Source organism: Streptomyces sp. NPDC059582, assembly GCF_042735715.1.
Taxonomy (GTDB): domain Bacteria; phylum Actinomycetota; class Actinomycetes; order Streptomycetales; family Streptomycetaceae; genus Streptomyces.
In genome coordinates, this window is the sequence record NZ_JBHWCC010000022.1 from 18,914 (window position 1) to 34,046 (window position 15,133).

A 15,133-nucleotide genomic window follows, 5' to 3' on the forward strand; every position below is an offset into this window, starting at 1 on the left:
GCGGCCCGGCCGCGCGCTGGGTATGCGTACAGCACCGGTAGTGGAGAAGCATGGGGGGCTGACACGGTGGCACGCCTGTCGTGGACGATCCGCCCTTCATCACCACGCCCACCCAAACGGCTCGTCTCGCGCCCCGCGCGAGTTCAGGACCTCGACGGTCCCCGGTTCCGTGACGTCCTGCCCGCCCTCACCGGAGTGGTGTCGGCGGTGTGCGCGGTGACCGCCGCACTCACCGCGGGCTACCGCACCGCCGGCATCGGCGTCCCCGTCACCGCGATCACTCTCATGGCCGTCGCCGCCTCGATCGGGATCCGGCGACGACGCCCGAACGCTCGCCGACGCCGTGGCCGATACACCCCCGAGGAACTGCTCGCGCTCGACACCCAGGGCCTCGCACTGGCGGTGGCACGGATGCTGCGGCGCGACGGCTGGCGGGTACGCCTGCTGCCCGCGCCGGACCGGCCACGTCTGCGCGCCCGCACCGCAGACGGCCACCAACTCCACGTGGCCTTCCGACCAGTGGCCGAACCTCTGCCCGACGAGGACCCACCACCCCCGCACGCACACCGGGACAGCTCCGAGCCGCTGCGTCACCTCGTGGTACACCGGGGCATCTTCCAGACCCGGGACGTCCGATGGGCACACCGTCAGGAGAACACCCTCCTCCTCGACGGCCCAGCGCTCCAACGCTGGGCCCAGGGCACCCCGCTCAGCGACCTGCTCCCCCAACTCGGTGCCGACCCGGCGGCCCACCCCACGCCCGACCACGACGACCGACACCACTACTGACGACCGGGTGCGCAGGCGTTGGCGGCGTACGGCACCACGGAGCGGCTGGGCGGGATCGGGGGACGCCCCGGGTGGGGCACCGGGTGCCCCGCCTGGTCGGAGAGCCGGTTCAAGCGTCGACGGGTTCGTGCCGGGGAGCGGTGCGGGCCGCCGCGGCGACCCGGGCGGCTCGGTCCGGCATTCAATGGCGGCCACACCGCCCGCTGAGCGCAATCCCAAGGTTGTCTGTTTCCGTCGCCTGCGGACATTCGTGTCCTGCCCATGGGCCGGACCGGGTCGGGGCGTCCGGGCCGGCGCGAGCGGTCCGGCGGCATACCGTGCTCTGCCGTGGTGCAAGGCACTGCACGGTTGCCGACAGCTCATGGCCCCAGGCCAGTGTCCTGTCATAGCGGCTATCGCGCTCGCTGATCGGCAGGCGGAAGGCGTAGGACGAGCAGGGCGACGTCGTCGGTGTTGCCGGGACACCGCCGATCCCACAGGTGTGACACCGGCCGACACCGCTCACGTTCCGTCGCCGAACAGGACGAGGCCGCGGCAGTCCCGACGGACGGACATCGAGCACGACCGACAACAACGCAGGTCCGAGCCAGCAGTTGTGGGGGCACACTGGCCAACATGCCTGTATCGCTGCATCACATCGTCATCGACGCGCATGATCTGCCCGCGCTGGCCGGGTTCTGGGCCGAGGTGCTGGGATGGCGGATTCTGTCCGAGCGGGAGCGAGAGGTCGTGATCGGGCCGGACGAGACCGCGGCAGTCGGCATCTGCTTCATGCCGGTGACGGATCAGAAGGTCGTCAAGAACCGCCTGCACCTCGACCTGACGTCCACCGCGCAGGACCGGGAGACCGAGATCGAGCGCATCCTCGCGCTCGGCGCCCGTCGGGCGGACGTCGGGCAGGACGGGAATGAGTCCTGGACCGTGCTGGCCGATCCGGAGGGAAACGAATTCTGCGTGGTACGCCCGAAGAAAACCCTGATCGGCTAGAACGCCGGCATCCCTTCCCTTGACGACGGTTTCGGGCAGACGGTTTCGGGCAGCAGTCGACGATCGCAGGCCGGGCAACGTCGAGGAGCACCGGCAACCCCGCCGGAGAGCACGGCGGCACCTCGGCCGTCGTCTCGGCACTGGCGTCGGCCGGCCCCGACACCAACCGCCCAACACACTCAGCCGGTACCGGTGTCCTGTCCGGTCACCACTCGGGCCCTTGGGCGGTGGGCTCGACGCGCCGCCCGGAGCGTCGACGGCGCCGAGCGTCGTCATCCCACCCGGCTTTCGATAGTTCGGCGTGACTTTCGGCAGCACCGGGCGTCCCGGCCGCCGTACCCACGCGCGGGACAGCCGGCCACGCCGCGCGTCCTCCGACAGCGCCGCCCTCAGTACACGGGTCCGCAACGCGTCGTACTCGTCAGCCCCGCTGGCCCGCCCGGCCGCTGCCCGCCGCTAGCCCGGTACGACCAGTCCGCGGCGCGGCAGGGCCCGTTGCACGAGCCCATGGGCCGCCAGGACCCGCCGGTGACGGCCAGGACGCCGGGGCAGAGTGACGTAGACGAGGCGGACCAGTGGGGCGTAGTGCTCCACCGGAGCGGCCTCCGCCCGCTCGACATCGAGCACGCGAAGCGCACTGTCCGGGGTCGTCCGCCGACGCATCAACATGATTGCTTCGCCCTTCCGGTGTACGGGTGAGATCCGTTCATACGGTCAAACGAGTGATCTTCGCCGCCGCCACCTCGGTCGGTGCGCCACCACGGCGATCGCCGACGCGAAGCTCGGGCCTAAACCGTTCCGAACCAACCCCGGCGTGCACCGATCGCCCGTCCGGCCGAGTCACATGTCCGCCGGGGGCGCGTCGGAGCAGGCGGCCCGGCAAGTTCTCCGGCTTCCCGCCGGACTGCGTTGCGATGCTCGGCCCGACACCGCCGCCTCGGCGAGGGGCTGACGGCGGAAGGCCGTGCCGTGCAGGGCCACCCCGCAGGTGACGACCAGCCGATCCCAGGAGGAATCATGGACCTCAAGCGTTCGAGAGGCGGCAGAGGCAGGAGACCGTTTCTCGCCTTCGCCGCCGCTGCCCTGGTGCTCGTGACCGCGCCGTCCGCGCTCTCGGACTCCGGTCTCGCACCGCGCGGCGGCAGGACGGACTGTATTTCCACGCCCGACGAGTACAGAGCCGCCTGGCTGGCACGGAAGGTCCGGTGCGTCTCGCCCTCGCTGTTCGGTACCACCCACGCCCGCGGCAGCACGTCGCTCTACCCCAGCGGCTTCTGGTACGCCTGGGCCGGCTCCAACACCAACCTCGAGCGCTACCTGGAACTGCGCCGGGACTACGGCGACATCCCGTCGAAGGTGGGCATCGGGGTCCTGTCGTACGTCGGCTACCCGGGCCTCGACACCTGGTCCACCCCCACGGATCTCGCTGTCTACACCGTTCCGCCCGGCGTCCGCGCACAGGTACCGAGCTTCGAGACATGGTTCCGGCTGCTGGACGAAGAGTTCGGCAACACCGGCGCCTACCCGCTCGCGTCCCAGACCCGCCTCGTCCACACCTACTCCCGACTCGGCCCGCACCAGGATGTCGTCCATGCGTTCCAGGACGTGACCGGCTGCCGACGGGACGCCCTGCTCGAGGGGGAAGACCCCTCGGCGGCCATCGGCTGCAACAGGTCCTTCCTCGACGCGCTGACAGCCGCCGGCCCCTCCCCGTACACGACCGGCGAGTCGAAGTCCTGCTTCGACAACTTCAACACCCGGTACACGGGGCCCAGGAATGCCTCCGCCCTACGCGGCGTGCTGTTCCAGTGCCAGGACGTGGGCTTCCTCAACACCGGTACCGGACTCGGCTACAACACCTACGCCGATCCCTTCGTCTGCAAACCCGCAGCCGAGCAGTCGGTACTGCAGAAATACACCGGCAGGGAATTCATCGTCCCCAACTCCGAACTCGACGAGCTCCCGAGCCACGTCGACCTTCCGCTGGACCTCGGCGAACCCGGCCGTCGAGACTTCCTGTACGGCGGATACTGCTGAGCCCGTCTTCTCGCGGCGGACGGTTCTGCCCACGTCGTCGGCCGCCCGGGAGTCAGACCGACAGGGTCTCGGCGCTCCGGCGGGGCAGGGCCGTGCGAACGCACGTCGCCCACACGTCCGGCGAGGCCCCGGCCGAGGAAATCCGCTGGAGTCACCCGTCGAGATCGTGGCAGCATGCACGGCATGACAACAAACCGAAAGGTCCATGCCGCGTAGTCGGCCGGGGCACGTCCGGGCCGGCGTCTCCCGCCACCGGGCGCGGGACGCGAAGCCAGTCATCGACGGCCTGTCCTCACGCGCGCAATCCGAGATCAACGATCTCGAACGCGCCCGCACGTATCTGAATCCAGGAGACGTCCGCACCGCCCTGCGCCTGTGGAAGGACTACGTCCGCCTTCCAGAGCGCCAACTGTGGGACGACTACGACCAGCACAACCTCGACTGGGACTGCTGTGGTGACCCCCTCGAAGCCCGCGTCCTCCTCGACACCGTGACGCGAGCCATCTCCCCTCGAAGCGCCCGCGAACTCCGCCGGATCATCAGCCGGTCGGACGCCGTCCGGAACAGACCATCACCGACGTACGACCCGGACCGCGGGCGCGGAACAAGCTGACGGTCGAGGACCGGCTCCGCCACGTGTGGGCTCTGAGCCGGAATCGCCGAACAGCGGAACCGCCAGTGATGATCACGACACGTACGCTCGTGTACATGGTCCAGCATCGAATGGTCGACGCGAACGGGATTCGGCTGCACATCGCCGAGGAGGGCGAAGGCCCCCTGGTGGTGCTCCTGCACGGCTTCCCCGAGTCATGGCATTCCTGGCACCACCAGTTCGGTCCCCTGGCCGAGGCGGGCTTCCGGGTGGTCGCCCCCGACCAGCGTGGATACGGGCGCAGTGACCATCCCGACGACGTCGACGCGTACAGCATCATGCACCTGGTCGGCGACGTCGTCGGCCTGGTCCGGGCCCTGGGCGAGGACCAGGCGTACGTCGTCGGGCACGACTGGGGCGCGCCTGTCGCCTGGCACACGGCTCTGCTGCGGCCGGACATGGTGCTCGGGGTGGCCGGCCTGAGCGTGCCACCCCCCTTCCGGGGCACGGAGCCTCCGCTGGCCGCCATAGACAGGAGATTCGGCGGCCGCTTCTACTGGAACTACTTCAACCGTCCCGGGGTCGCCGACGCCGAGTTCGCGAAGGACACGCGGACCGCGTTGCGCAAGTTCTTCTACTCCGCCGCCGGCGAGGCCCCCGGGGAGGTCAAACAGCCGTTGGTCGACCTCGAGCAGGGCTGGCTCGCGACCATGCCGGACCCTGAGGTGCTGCCGCAATGGTTCACCGAGGCCGATCTCGACGCACTCACCGAGAGCTTCTCCAAGGGCTTCACCGGAGCTCTCAACTGGTACCGCAACCTCGACCGCAACTGGGAACTGACCGCTCCTTGGGAAGGCGCCGTCATCACCCCTCCCGCCCTGTACATCTACGGCGACCGCGACCCCGTACCCGCCTTCCCCGGCACACCCGAACTCATCGCGAGCCTTCCCGAGCGGATGCCCGACCTGTGGCGCGAGCCCCTCGAACTGGAGGGCTGCGGACACTGGACACAGCAGGAACGCCCGGTCGAGGTGAACGCGGCGCTGATCGAGTTCCTCACGTCCTGCCGTTGAACCCGGTTCGCTCACGCGCCGCACCTGCCGTCGTCGCCTCGCCCTCGTCCTCGTCCTCGCCCTCGTCCTCGTCCTCGCCCTCGTGCCGTGCATGTGCCTGAGGACAACCGGCGGGTTCCCGCGACTGATTCGGTTCCCCAGACCCCGAAGGGGCTCGTGCCCGACCGACGAGATGGGCACGAGCCCCAGTGGCTTGCCCGGCCAGTGGGTGTATCGCTGTCTCCTGGCTTCTATCGCAGGTAGGCGATGCCGTCGGTGGTGACGGTGGGGCGCCCGCTCGTCGCGCTGACCACGACCTTGATGGTGTGTTTGCCGGCGGAGGACCAGTTCTTGGTCCAGATGGCGTTGCGGTAGGCCGTGGTGGCCGACTTCAGGTCGACGGTCGCGGTCTTGGTTCCGTCGACGTAGATGACGGCCTGTCCCGAGGTGGCGGCCCGCGAGACGATCCAGGCCACCGAGCGGCCGGTGAACGTCCAGCTCATCGAGGCGTTCTTGGCGGCGCTGCTCAGCGAGGCGCCGCCGAGGTAGCTGGTGGACGTCTTCTTGGTCCAGGTGCCGGTCCTGGTGGCGGACGTCTCCTGGACGATCACCGGGCCGGCCGATGCCGTGGTGGCGGCGGTGTTGCCCGCCAGGTCCTGAGCGGTGAGGCCGAAGGTGGTGGTGGCGCCGGACTTGGCGGTCAGCGGGGCACTGGTCGTGGTGGGCCCGTAGGTCTTCGCCGTGGGGGCGGTCAGGCGGACCTCCTTCAGGCCCGCGGTGTCGGTGGCCTTCCAGGCGAGGGTGACCGGGACGGCGCCGGTGTCCACGGTTCCCGTGCGCAGGGACAGCGTCGGCTTGGTGGTGAACACGGGCGGGGTGGTCTCCGCCGTCACCGCGACGCTCGGCGAGGTGCTGGTCTTGCCGGACTGGTGGGTCGCGCGGACCTGCACCGTGTGGCTGCCGGCGGCGAGGGTGACGGCCGCGGAGGTCGTGGCGCCGGTCTTGGTGACCGTGCTCCTGCCGTCGACGAGGACCTCGTACTTCGTGATGAAGGAAGCCGGTGTGGTGGCGGCCCAGTTGACGGTGAGCGCTCCCTTGGTCAGGTAAGTACTGCCTGACAGGCTCGCGCCGGTGACCGACTTGATCGCGAGTCCGGCGACGGGGCCGGCGGCCCAGGCGCGCAGGGTCGGCAACTGGTTGTACAGAGCCGTGCCGGGGCACTCCGTCGCGTAGGCGTCACGGTGGCCGGAGATCCGGTTGAAGAGCGCCGACTGGCCGAGGGCGAACTTGCCGTTGGCCTTGCCCGCCGTCAGGGTGACCTTCCCCAGGGGGTCCCTCTTGTACTGGCCGAGCTTCCAGGCCGCGAGACGCGCTATCGATGCCTTAGCGGCGCTGGGGGCATCCTCGCTCGTGTACGTGCCGATCACGGCGATGCCGGTGGTGTTGGTGTTGAACCCCTCGGCCTGCGCACCGATGACGGGCCGGTCGATGCCGCCCTTACGCCCTTCGAAGATCGTGCCGCACTTGTCGACGACGAAGTTGTAGCCGATGTCCTTCCAGTGCTCGTTCAGATGCAGGGCGCGCAGACCGCGGACGATGGCCGGGGAGTCGGCGCAGGAGTAGTTGTTGGTCTGGGCGGTGTGGTGGACGAAGACGGCGTTGATGGTCGTCCCGTACTCGGGAGCCTCGTTGTTGAGGGACTCGTCCGCTCCCCAGACCGCCCGGCTGACCACGGGAGGCTGGGGCACGGTGGAGGCCGGGCCCGCCGTCGTGCCCGGTGACGCCGTGGGCGCCGTCGACCCGGTAGGAGTACCGCTGGTCGAGGGGGGAGTCTTCGTGGGGGTGGGGGTGGCGGACGTTTCGCTCGGGGTCGTGGAGGGTGTGACCGCCGGTTCGGACGTCTGCTCCGACGGCGTCGGGGAGTCGACTGCTTCGGTGGGTGTGTCAGTGGGTTCGGGGCTCTCCCCGTCCATGACGAAGGCCGCCGGTTCGATTTCCGTCCGGGTGGAGGAGGTGCCGGGATCGACCACGTCCAGCCGCAGCCCGCCGGGCAGCGTGCCGTCGGCGGCGACCTTGATCTCCACCCCGTCCGACGGACCGAACCAGGCCGCTCCCGTGGCTCCCCGCATGCCCTTGGGGGCCTCGTCCTCTCCGCCCCCGCCGTCAGCCTCGAGCGTCACCCAGGAGGACCACTTGTGGGAGCTGGTGGTGCGGGCCCGGGCCTGGACCGCGCCTTGGACATGCGCGCTCGGATCGTCCCAGGACAGCCTCAGCATGCTGAACTGCTCCACGTCGGGTCGGCTCAGCGAGACACCGCCGGCGCCGTCGGGGCGCAGAGCGGTCGACCGCACATGGGTGACCACCGGCCCCCCTCCTGCCTTCGCATCCGCCCCGGAATCGGAATCGTCCCGTGTCTGGACGACGAGCACTCCCGCTGACACCGCGGTCGCCACAGCGACCGCCCCCCACACCACACGCCGCTTCACGCAGCCCACCCCATGCACAGTCGGATCAAGACATGACGGGCCCGCAGAAAGGCAGCACACACTCAGCCGGCCTGGGCCCGGAGAGAGGGAATCTACACGGCCGAACTCAACTTGCTCACAGGGTGGTTACCTCTGACCACCGAGCTCCGGACGCCGCACCCGGCCACGGCGTCGTGGCGGGTGATGTCTCGTTCGGCGCAACTCCCGCGCCCCGCAGTTCCCTCACCAAGGCGCGCACGGTGGCGGATCCAGCCAACTCGGAGGTGGTCACATAGCCGACCTGACGTGTCGGACGACGGGGGCCGAGATCGGTGACTGCGACCGAGTTCGGTGCTCCGACCAAGGAGAGTGCGGGCATGATCGCCATGCCGTGACCTGCGCTCACAAAGGAGAGCACCGCTCCATCGTCCTCGGCCTCGACGGTCGCCGCCGGGATCCAGTCCTGTGCCGCCCACCAATCGCGCGTGTAGGAGCCGCAGTTCTCGGCCCAGTCGACCAGCGGCAGCGTACGCGGGGCGCCGTGCCCCGCCGCGTGCACCAGGGCATACGGCTCCTCGAAGAGCCCGCTCGCCACCAGACCCGGGGCGAGCGGCACGGAGCCACTCAGCGTGGCGACGGCTATGTCGGCTCTTCCGTCGGCCACTTCGCCCGCGGTGCCGGGCCCCACCTCGCGAACGATCCGCACTCGCGGCTCGATCCCGGGATGCCGGGCGCGCAGCCGCTGAAGCACGGGCGGCAGCAGGTGGAGGGCCGCGCTACGGAAGGCCGCGATGCGCAACGGCCCCTCCACCGCGTCGGACCGGGCCGCACCGCGCGCCTCGGCTGCCAGCAAGTCCAGCAGGCGCAGGATGCGGCGGGCGTACGCCACGGCCTTCTCGCCGGCAGGGGTGGGGCGGGCGCCGCTGCGGCCTCGTTCGAAGAGGACGGCGCCGATCTTGCGCTCGCTGCCGCGCACCGAGTGGGAGACCGCGGACTGGGTCATCCCAAGGGCCTCGGCCGCGGCCGAGAAGCCGCAGGTGTCCGCGACCGTCACCAGGACGCGCAGTGCGTGCGGGGCGAGATCGGAGTCGGTCGTGCGGGCCACGGGGCGCTCACCTCAACGTATGAGAAGTGCTCATGGAACGGTGCGTCGCATGAGCCCAACCGTCTGCCCGCCAGGGGCATTCCCGCCCTACGGTCCGGACATGAACGAGACCGCCCTCACTGTGCAGCAGACCGCCCGTCCGCACGGCTTCCCGACCGCGGAGGACTTCGCCTTCGTCGAGGCCCCGATCCCCGCTCCCGCACCCGGCAGCGCACTCGTGGAGAACCTCTACTGGTCCGTCGACCCCTATCACCGCGAGATGATGGACGGCGTACCCGGCGGCTTCGCGCTCGACGCTCCGCTGGAGGGCCGTACCCTGGGGCGGGTCATCGCCTCGCGCACACCTCTGCTCACCGAAGGCGAGATCGTGTTCCACCGGCAGGGCTGGCGTACGCACGCGGTGGTCACGCCCGAGGAGATCCGGCGGCTGCCCCACTTCGACGGGGTACCCCTGACCGCGTACCTGAGCCTCCTCGGTGGCACCGGCCTGACCGCTTATGTGGGGCTGACCCGGATCGCCCGGCTGCGCGAGGGTGAGGATCTGTTCGTGTCGGCCGCAGCGGGCGGGGTCGGCACGGCGACCGGACGGTTCGCCCGGCTGCTCGGCGCCGGCCGGCTCGTGGGCAGTGCGGGCTCGGCGGCGAAGGCCGACCACCTCACCCGGGAGGTCGGCTATGACGCCGTGTTCGACTACCACGACGGTCCCGCGGCCGGCCTGCTCGGCAAGGTCGCACCGGACGGCATCGACGTGTTCGTCGACAACGTCGGCGGCGAGCAGCTGGCCGCGGCGGTGGGCGCGCTGCGCGAGTTCGGGCGGGTCGTCCGCATCGGCACGATCAGCCAGTACAACAACCCCGACGCGCCGCCGCCACGCTTCGATCACGCGGACATCGTGGAGAAGAGCATCCGCATGGAGGGCTTCCTGGTCAGGAACTACCGTGACCTGCAGGAGGAGTTGTACGAGTTCGCGGTACCCCATCTGCAGAGTGGCCGGCTCGCTCTGGACGAGACGGTGGTCGACGGGTTCGAGCACATCGTGGACACGTTCCTGGGGATGCTGCGCGGCGAGAACACCGGCAAGATCATCGTGCGGGCGAAGTGAGTCCCCCGCGCCTGGTGCCACAGGCCCTGCCCTGTCCGACGAATCGGGTGCCGTCACGGAGGCGACCGATGATTCTCGCCGTCGCCAAGGGTCTCAAGGGCCGAAGAAGGAAGCGGAGGGCGAGGAATGAGTCTGTTCGTCTTGATTCCAGGGGCCGGGGGTGCGGCCTGGTACTGGCATCGTGTGGTGTCCGAGCTGCGGACCAGGGGGCACGAGGTGGTCGCTGTCGACCTGCCCGGCGCGGACGCGGCCGCGGGTCTGCCCGAGTACACCGACGTGGTGACCGCCGCGATCGGCGATCACGATGACGTCGTGCTGGTGGCCCAGTCGATGGGCGGGTTCGTCGCCCCGATGGTTTGCGCTCGCGTACCGGTGCGTCTGTTGGTGCTGGTCAACGCGATGATCCCGCTGCCGGGCGAGACTCCCGGACAGTGGTGGGACAACACCGGATCGTCGGCGGCCCGCGTGACGGCGGCGGAAGCAGGTGGGTACACCACGGAGGTCGACCTGGACATCTACTTCCTCCACGACGTACCGGCCGAGGTCGTCGCCGCCGGTGAGGCACATCAGGGGCCCGAGGCCGACATCGTGTTCAGCCAGCCCTGCGACATCGAGAAGTGGCCAGACGTGACCACACGCGTCGTTGCCGCGGCCGAGGACCGGTTCTTCCCCCTGGAGTTCCAGCGCCGAGTGGCCCGCGACCGCCTCGGGCTCGACGTGGACGAGATCCCCGGCGGTCACCTCGCCCTGCTGTCGCAGCCGGTCGCCCTTGTGGACCGGCTGATCGCGTACCTGCCCTGAGGCCCTGAGGCCCTGAGGCCCTGAGGCCCTGAAGCCCTGAAGCCCTGAAGCGCGAGCCGGCGGGTGGCCTCGCCCGGCAAATGGGGGGTGCTGCTTGACGAGCGACGTGCGGTCCACGAGGTGCCGACGACAGGCGAGCCGTGGAGGTGCATCCCCGTTCCCACAGACACCACGCGGATTCCCTCCGCACGCGGACGGACCGAGGACGGGCTACGGACGAACTACGGACGGGCTACGGATGGGTGGGGGCGAGTCCGGGCCGCGAAGGAACTACGGACGGGGCGCGGGCGAGTACGGGCCGCTGATGGGCGGGGGCGAGTCCGGGGCACGAACGCCCCGCACCCGTACTCGCCCTCACCCCCTGCCGCACCCTCGTCCTCCCCGCCCGATCGCCGTCAGTTCGCCGCGCTGAAGGTGTAGCTTCCGGCCGGCAGGTGGTAGCTCGCCACGCCTGCCGGGACGGCCTGGGCCGGGGCGACGATCGACTCCGGCCGTGAGGTGGGCACGGTCACGGCGGCGAAGGTGTTGACGGGCACGGTGACGCGCAGTTCGAGTCGTCCGCCGGAGATCGACCAGCTGCTCGCCGCGCTGCCGAAGGGCGTGTCGTAGGTGCTGTCGGCGGAGGTCAGGCCGCCGCCGGGCTGCGGTGCGATACGCAGGGAGGCGTAGCCGGGACTCCCGGGGCCGAGACCCCCGACATGGCGGTAGAGGAAGTCGCCGACCGAACCCAGACCGTAGTGGTTGAACGAGTTCATGCCCGGGTCGTTGAACGAGCCGTCGGTACGGATACCGTCCCAGCGCTCCCAGATCGTGGTGGCACCGTTGTCGATCATGTAACCCCAGCCGGGGAAGCCGCGCTGCAACAGGATCTGGTACGCGGTGTCGACGTGCCCGTGGTCCGCCAGCACGGGCAGCAGGTTCTCGACGCCGAGGAAGCCGACGCTGAGGTGCCCGTTCGTTGCGGTGACCTTGGCGGCCAGCTTGTCCGCGGCCGGCTGGACCATGGATGCGGGCAGCAACTCGAAGGCCAGGGCCAGCACGTAACCGGTCTGGGTGTCGCCGCGGACGGTTCCGTCGTCGGTGACGAAGCGCGCGGTGAAGGCCGCCGCCACCTGGTCGGCGAGCCGCCCGTAGGTCGTGGCCTCGGCCGCACGGCCGGTGGCCGCCGCCATGCGCGAGACCAGGCGCGCCGACCAGGAGAAGTAGGCCGTGCAGATGAGGTCCTGCGCCGTGTTGTCGTTGACGTTGAGCCAGTCGCCGAAGGTCTGCCGGTTGCGTATCAGGTCGCTTCCGGCGGTGCCGCGCAGATAGTCGACCCATCTCGCCATGGCCGGAAAGTGCTGGTCGACGACGGTGAGGTCGCCGTACCGCTGCCACAGCGTGTACGGGACGATCGTTCCCGCGTCTCCCCAACCGGCCGTGCCGGAGCCGCTGATCACCGCGGGCGCGACATCGGTGAAGGCGCCGTCTGCCTGCTGAGCGTCCGTCAGGTCGTCGGCGAACTTGGCGAGGAGGGCGTGGGTGTGCAGGTTGAAGGTGGACGTCGCGCAGAAGGCGGCGATGTCGCCGGTCCATCCCAGGCGCTCGTCCCGCTGGGGGCAGTCGGTCGGGATCGAGAGCATGTTGCTGCGTTCGCCCCAGACGATGTTGTGCTGAAGCTGATTGACCAATGCGTCCGAGGCGCGGAACGTCCCCGGCTGCGCGGCATGGGTCCACACCGCGCGACCCGTGACGGTGCCGTCGTCCGGGCTGAAGCCACTCGGCACGCCGCTGAGCTCGACGTACCGGTAGCCGTGAACGGTGAACCTGGGCTCGTACGTCTCGACCCCGCCGGTGCCGGCGAGGGTGAACCGGTCGGTGGCCTGGGCGGCTCGCAGGTTGGTGATGTAGAGCGTGCCGTCGGGGTTGAGTACCTCGCCGTGCCGGATGCTGACCGTGGTACCGGCTTCGCCGCGCAGCGCGACGCGGTTCCAGCCGGCGAAGTTCTGTCCCAGATCGAAGATCCACACACCTGGCCGCGGCTGCGTGATCTCCACGGCACGGAACTCGTGCTGGACGGTGACGCCATCGTCGACCTGGGCGATCAGGTGCGGCGTGGTCCCCTCGTGGACGACGGCGCCGGCCCAGCCGCTGTCGTCGAAGCCGACAGCGTCCCAACCGTCGATGTGCAGTCGCGCGTCATAGCTTTCCCCGTGGTACAGGTCGTCCGCGGTGATCGCACCCGTGCTCGCCTTCCAACTGTCGTCCGTCGTCACCCACTGGGTGGTGCCGTCGGTGAAGGTGATGAGCAACTGCGCGGCGTACCACGGCTGAGTGCCGTACCGCTGGCTGCCGGCGAATCCCAGGCTGCCGGAGTACCAGCCGTTGCCCAGCCAGGCGCCGAGCACGTTGGATCCGCGTCGGATCTGGGCGGTGACGTCGAAGACCTTGTACTGCACGCGTTTGGTGTAGTCGGTCCATCCGGGAGCCAGCACGTCCTGGCCGACCTTCGTCCCGTTGAGCCGGGTCTCGTGCAGGCCCAGCGCGGTGGTCAGCAGCCGGGCGGAGGCCACCCGTTTGCCCACGGTGAAGCTCTTGCGCAGGAGCGGCGCCGGCCGGACGACGCGCACCCCGGATCCCCACGGACCACCGCCGTACGAAGCGACCACCTGCGCCGCGGGCCAGTCGCCGTCGTCGTATCCGGGTGCCTCCCAGTCGGACGGCGCGCTCTGGTACGACATCCACGACGCGTCGGTGACGACGGTCGGGCCACCGGTCACCGTCAGCTTGGCGATGAGCCCGGCCGGGGACTCGGTCGTGTTGCGGCTCGCGATCGCGATCGTGTTGCTGCCGGTCGTGAGGTGGGCGGTGACATCGACCAGGGCGGCGCTCTTCCACGAGTCGGTCACGCGTGGTGAGGCGCTCACCAGGGTCCCGTTGATCCATACGTCCACGGTGTCATCGCCGGTGACGACCAAGGTCGCGGCGGCGGACGGGTTCGTCAGCGTGAAGGTGCGCCGGAAGTATCGGTTCTCGACGGGACGCCCCGCCGCGGGGTCACCCTCGGGGTACCAGATCCAGTTCGCACCCGCCAGATCCGGGCCCGCCGGGCGGCCGATGAACGCGGCACGCCACTCGTCGGCGGGCGCCAGCAGTCCGGTCTCGAACCACTGCGGCGTGCTCCACGCGCCCAGCCGTCCCTGGGTGTCCCAGACACGCACGCGCCAGAAATAGCGGGTCAGGCTCGTCAGGTCCCGGCCGGCGTAGGCGATGTCGATCTGCTGGTCGGACGGGACGCGCCCGCTGTCCCACATGTCGCCGCTACCGGCGGCCGTGGACGAGACCTGGACCTGGTAGCCGGCCTGCAGTTGCTGCCGCTGCGTCGAGTCGAGCTTCCAGCCGAACCGCGGCCGCGCGGTGTCGAGCCCGAGCGGGGTGGCGTGGTGCTCCACGGTGCGGCCCGCAACGCTCAGGGGCGACGCGGCCGCGAGGTCGGGGGCGGCGACAGCGGTGTACCAGGGTGCGACCCCGTAGGCGCCGAGGTCCCGGGCGCCGGGCCAGCCGCTGTCACCGAAGCCGGCCCGCTCCCATCCTTCGGGCACGTCCTTGCCCGCCGACCAGCTGCCGTCGGTGACGAGGTCCGTCGTGCCGCCGGCGGTCAGGACACGTACGCGCCCGATGACCCCCGCGCGGCCACCCCCGTTACGGCAGGCCAGCGCGAGGGTGTTGGTACCCGCCGTCACAGCGGACCTCAGGTCCACATACAGGGCACTGCGCCAGGAGTCGACGCCTCTGGGTGATCCCGCGAGGGGCCTCCCGTTGAGCCATACGTCGACCGAGTCGTCGCCCGTGACCACGAGCTGCGCGTCGGTCACATCGCCCGGGGCGACCGTGAATCTGGTACGGAAGTAGCGGTGTCCGGAGGGGGCATCGGCGCCCGGATCGCCTTCCGGATACCAGATCCAGTGGGCCGGGGAGAGGCCGACGGGCCGCATGCGCGGTGCGCCGGTGGCCGCCTGCGCCCGGCCCGAGAACGCTCCGACGGCCCCCGCGGCGAGGACGCCCGCGGCCAGTGCCGATCCGGTACCGAGAAAGTGACGTCGGCTGAGCGGGGGGCGGTGGTGGGACGTGGGCGAGTCGGGGCCGTGGGGGGTGATGTGACTGGCCAACGGAGTACTCCTTCACACGGGTCGGGCGAAGCAGGACGGCTCAACTGCGGGGCGG

The 15,133-nt window shown here is 70.3% G+C and carries 11 protein-coding genes; 7 read left to right on the forward strand and 4 right to left on the reverse strand.

Annotated elements, in window-relative coordinates; translation table 11 throughout:
- Window positions 1-66: 66 nt before the first annotated feature.
- Together ACFV0T_RS20010 and ACFV0T_RS20015 are read left to right on the forward strand one after the other, a co-directional pair.
- Window positions 67-789 carry a hypothetical protein gene (locus tag ACFV0T_RS20010; RefSeq protein WP_385780546.1) on the forward strand — a complete coding sequence of 241 codons (723 nt, stop codon included), beginning with the start codon at window positions 67-69 and terminating at the stop codon, window positions 787-789.
- A gap of 615 nt (window positions 790-1,404) precedes the next feature.
- Entirely contained in the window at window positions 1,405-1,776 is a 372-nt protein-coding gene (locus ACFV0T_RS20015; protein ID WP_385780549.1) for a VOC family protein, read from the forward strand.
- Between the two features lie 456 nt (window positions 1,777-2,232).
- Here the strand turns inward: ACFV0T_RS20015 and ACFV0T_RS20020 are convergent, their stop codons facing one another.
- The gene (locus ACFV0T_RS20020) at window positions 2,233-2,403 is read right to left on the reverse strand and encodes a hypothetical protein (RefSeq protein WP_385780551.1); all 171 of its coding nucleotides are present in this window, start codon (window positions 2,401-2,403) and stop codon (window positions 2,233-2,235) included.
- 390 nt (window positions 2,404-2,793) lie between these two features.
- Here ACFV0T_RS20020 and ACFV0T_RS20025 point away from each other — a divergent pair, with 390 nt between their 5' ends.
- From ACFV0T_RS20025 to ACFV0T_RS20035, 3 genes are all read left to right on the forward strand, one after another.
- On the forward strand, window positions 2,794-3,813 hold the full coding sequence (locus tag ACFV0T_RS20025; protein WP_385780554.1) for a hypothetical protein: 1,020 nt from the start codon (window positions 2,794-2,796) through the stop codon (window positions 3,811-3,813).
- A gap of 205 nt (window positions 3,814-4,018) precedes the next feature.
- Entirely contained in the window at window positions 4,019-4,426 is a 408-nt protein-coding gene (locus tag ACFV0T_RS20030; RefSeq protein ID WP_385780557.1) for a hypothetical protein, read from the forward strand.
- A 95-nt stretch (window positions 4,427-4,521) separates the two neighbouring features.
- Window positions 4,522-5,478 (forward strand): alpha/beta fold hydrolase, encoded by a 957-nt coding sequence (locus ACFV0T_RS20035; protein WP_385780560.1) that lies wholly within the window; start codon window positions 4,522-4,524, stop codon window positions 5,476-5,478.
- A 230-nt stretch (window positions 5,479-5,708) separates the two neighbouring features.
- On the opposite strand, the gene ACFV0T_RS20040 is transcribed toward ACFV0T_RS20035, so the two are convergent.
- Both ACFV0T_RS20040 and ACFV0T_RS20045 read right to left on the reverse strand, forming a co-directional pair.
- Window positions 5,709-7,820, reverse strand: coding sequence for an N-acetylmuramoyl-L-alanine amidase (locus ACFV0T_RS20040; protein WP_385780562.1), 2,112 nt, complete (start codon window positions 7,818-7,820; stop codon window positions 5,709-5,711).
- Window positions 7,821-8,058: 238 nt separating this feature from the next.
- Entirely contained in the window at window positions 8,059-9,027 is a 969-nt protein-coding gene (locus tag ACFV0T_RS20045) for a LysR family transcriptional regulator (RefSeq protein WP_385780565.1), read from the reverse strand.
- Between the two features lie 100 nt (window positions 9,028-9,127).
- Between ACFV0T_RS20045 and ACFV0T_RS20050 the strand changes: the two genes are divergently transcribed.
- Together ACFV0T_RS20050 and ACFV0T_RS20055 are read left to right on the forward strand one after the other, a co-directional pair.
- The gene (locus ACFV0T_RS20050) at window positions 9,128-10,129 is read left to right on the forward strand and encodes an NADP-dependent oxidoreductase (RefSeq protein WP_385780566.1); all 1,002 of its coding nucleotides are present in this window, start codon (window positions 9,128-9,130) and stop codon (window positions 10,127-10,129) included.
- A gap of 126 nt (window positions 10,130-10,255) precedes the next feature.
- Entirely contained in the window at window positions 10,256-10,930 is a 675-nt protein-coding gene (locus ACFV0T_RS20055) for an alpha/beta fold hydrolase (protein ID WP_385780569.1), read from the forward strand.
- Between the two features lie 395 nt (window positions 10,931-11,325).
- On the opposite strand, the gene ACFV0T_RS20060 is transcribed toward ACFV0T_RS20055, so the two are convergent.
- Entirely contained in the window at window positions 11,326-15,078 is a 3,753-nt protein-coding gene (locus tag ACFV0T_RS20060) for a family 78 glycoside hydrolase catalytic domain (RefSeq protein WP_385780572.1), read from the reverse strand.
- Window positions 15,079-15,133 lie beyond the last annotated feature (55 nt).